At 76.1% G+C, this 2,929-nt stretch carries 3 protein-coding genes; all 3 read right to left on the reverse strand.

The window, feature by feature from the left end; all coding sequences use genetic code 11:
- A partial coding sequence (locus ACFV61_RS24420) for an RNA polymerase sigma factor (protein WP_380493877.1) occupies positions 1-1,053 on the reverse strand: 1,053 nt, incomplete at its 3' end.
- Between the two features lie 117 nt (positions 1,054-1,170).
- Positions 1,171-2,208 (reverse strand): CAP domain-containing protein, encoded by a 1,038-nt coding sequence (locus tag ACFV61_RS24425; protein ID WP_380493879.1) that lies wholly within the window; start codon positions 2,206-2,208, stop codon positions 1,171-1,173.
- Between the two features lie 175 nt (positions 2,209-2,383).
- Positions 2,384-2,917 (reverse strand): GNAT family N-acetyltransferase, encoded by a 534-nt coding sequence (locus ACFV61_RS24430; RefSeq protein WP_380493883.1) that lies wholly within the window; start codon positions 2,915-2,917, stop codon positions 2,384-2,386.
- Between the last annotated feature and the right edge of the window lie 12 nt (positions 2,918-2,929).

Consider the following 2,929-nt stretch of genomic DNA (forward strand, 5'->3'; position numbering starts at 1 on the left):
GGGCGGGGGGCGGGGGGGGGGGGGGGGGGGGGGGGTGGGCTCGGGGGGGGGGGGTGGGGGGGGGGGGGTGGTGGGTTGGGGGGCCGCCTCCAGCGGGGTTTCGGCGGGGTGCGACCAGACCAGGGCGAGGGTGGTGACGGTCACCACCGCCACCGCACCGCTCGCCAGGACGGCCTTGCGCGCGGCCGTCCCGGCCCAGCCGCCGTGGGTGCTCGCGGCGGTCGGGGCGGCGGTGGCGACGGTGGCCGCGGTGTGCTGGAAGTGCAGCAGCGCGGGCGAGCCGAGCGGGATCGGCACCAGGGCGAGGCCGGCCAGCAGCCCTTCGGCGGGGAAGAGGTCGCGGCCGAGGCGGTCGCAGGTGGCGCAGCCGCGGATGTGGCGGGCGATGCGCTTGCGCCACACGGAGTTGGGGGTGCCGTCGAAACCGGTGGTGACGTCGGCGAGTTCGGGGCAGCGGGGGTAGGCGCCGAGGGCGCGGACGACGATCCGGCCGGCTTCGAGCTGCTTCTTCATCCGCTGCACGCGGACGGCGGTGTGCTGCGGGGTCAGGTCGAGGGCTTCGGCCAGTTCGGCGCGGGTGAGTTCGCCGCTGGCCTCCAGCCACCAGAGGGCGAGGAGTTCGCGGTCGTCGGGGTCGAGCCAGCGGGTGGCCTCGGCGACTTCCCGGCGCTGGCCGGAGAGGCCGAGGCGCAGGACGGTGAGGTCGGTGAAGTCGGCCCTGGGGTCGGCGAGTTCCCAGGTCTCGTCGAGGCCGCCGACGGTGGGCTGCTGCTGGCCGGCGGCGTGGCGGCGACGGATCTGGTTCATGGTGATGGCGACCAGCCAGGAGCGGAAGGACTCCGGCTCGCGCAGCCCGTCCAGGCCGTCCAGGGCGCGGATCATGGTCTCCTGGGCGACGTCGTCGACGTCGGCGTGACCGTCCAGGGCGCGCCCGGCGACGTTGTAGACGAGCGGCAGCCAGGCGGCGACCAGCGCCTCCTGGGCCTGCCGGTCGCCCGCCTGGGCCGCGCGTACCAGGGTGGTCCCGGTCCTGTTCTGCACGTCAGCGTTCATGGTCCGCACTCCGTCTTGCCGTGTTCCGTTCGCCGCTGCCTCCTCGGAGACCTGTGGTGAGTGATCAGATAACAACAATTTGCGCGGAATCGGAAAACGGGCCCTGCCGAGGGCCGGTCAGGCCGGGGCCGCGAAGACCTGGGTCCACCAGGGGCCGCCCGAACCGGTCCGCACACCGACCCCGAGCTGCTTGAACGCGCAGTTCAGGATGTTCGCACGGTGACCGGGGCTGTTCATCCAGGACTCCATCACCGCGGCCGGGTCCTTCTGGCCGCGGGCGATGTTCTCGCCCCAGGTGCTCCAGCGGTAGCCGGTCGCCTCGATGCGGTGGTCGGCGTGGTCTCCGTCGGGGCTGGCGTGGTCGAAGTAGTTGCGGTCCGCCATGTCGTCGCTGTGCGACTGGGCGGCGCTGGCCAGCCGGGGCTCGGCGCTGACCGGGCCGCAGCCGGCCTTGGCGCGTTCGACGTTGACCAGGTCGACGACCTGCTGGGCGGAGGAGGGCGCGGCGCCGCCGCCGACCGGGGTGGGCACCGAGGCGCTCGTAGGGGCCCCGGTGCGCTGCGCGGCGGCCGGGGTACCGGTGGGCTTGGCGGGAGCGGGAGCGGTCACGGGCGTGCTCGGGCCCGGCTTCCCGGTGGCCGTCGGGGTCGGCGTCGCCCTCGCGGTCGCCGGGGCCGTCGGGGACGCCGGGGCGGCGGGAGTGGTCGCGGCGGCACTGGCCGGAGCCGACGCCGGGTCGGTGGCGGCCGGGGTGGCCGGGGTGGCAGGCGGCGCGGCGACGTCGGGGCCCGCTCCCCCGGCGCCGGGGACCTGGATGCCGTCGTGGGTGCCGGCCTCGGCGGCTATCAGGGCGGCGTCCGCCGCCATCGCCTGGCCGGTGGTGTCCCGGTCGGCCTGCTTGCCGCCGTAGGCCGCGTAGCCGGCGCCGACCAGGGCGGCGAGCAGTCCGGTGCCGGCCACGGCGGCGGCGACGGCGGCGACCGGGCCGACCGGGCCGCGCCGTCGGGCCCGGCGGCCCCGGCCTCCGGGGCGTTCCGTGTGCCGCTGGGCGGCCCGACGCGCGGCGCGGCCGCCGGGTCGGCCGGAAGCTCCGCTCCGTGCACCGCTCTCGGCACCGATCGCCGGGAGGATGGTCGTCCTGTCGTCGCTGTTCACGTGCCCACGCTTTCTGTCCGGGTCGGCGGGTCGGGTGCCGACACCTGGGAGACCGCCCGGCGGCGCGCCGATAACAGAAAGTCCGAACGAATGTCCGGCACCAGGATCACGGGCCGGCCGCGGCCGCACCCGGGGCCCGCTCCCGAGGCCCGCCCTCAGGCCGCCCGGACGCGGGTCACGGGGCGTCCGGGGCCATGTCGTAGGTGACGAACATGGTCCGGGTGGCGACCTGGTCGTACTTGCTGCGGGCACGGTGGTTGTCGTCGGCGGTGATCCAGCGGACGGTGTTCCAGCCGCGCTCGGCGGCGATCGCCCGCAGCCGGGCCAGCAGCTGGTCCACCGCTCCGCCGCCGCGCACCTCGGGCGCGACGAACAGGTCGTCGAGGAAGCCGCCGACGGCGCCGTGCAGGGGGCGGGCGAAGGGGCGGTAGTGGGCGAGCCCGACCGGCGTGCCGTCGCCGTCGCGGACCAGCAGGCCCTCCAGTTCGTGGTCCGGGTCGTGGAGCCAGGACCAGACCAGTTCGGCCTTCTCCTCCGGCATCGGCACCCGGTAGAACGCGCAGTAGCCACGGAAGAGTTCGCGCCAGGCGGGGTAGTGGGGGGGGGGGCGGGGGGCGGCCGGTGCGCGCCGGGGCGCGCCCGGGGGGGGGCGCCCGGCACCGCCACGGGGGGGGGGGCGGCCGGTTTCTGACGGTTTTGTGCAACCAATCCCTGTTAGATC

The sequence above is a fragment of the Kitasatospora sp. NPDC059817 genome (genome assembly GCF_042731835.1).
Lineage (GTDB): Bacteria > Actinomycetota > Actinomycetes > Streptomycetales > Streptomycetaceae > Kitasatospora.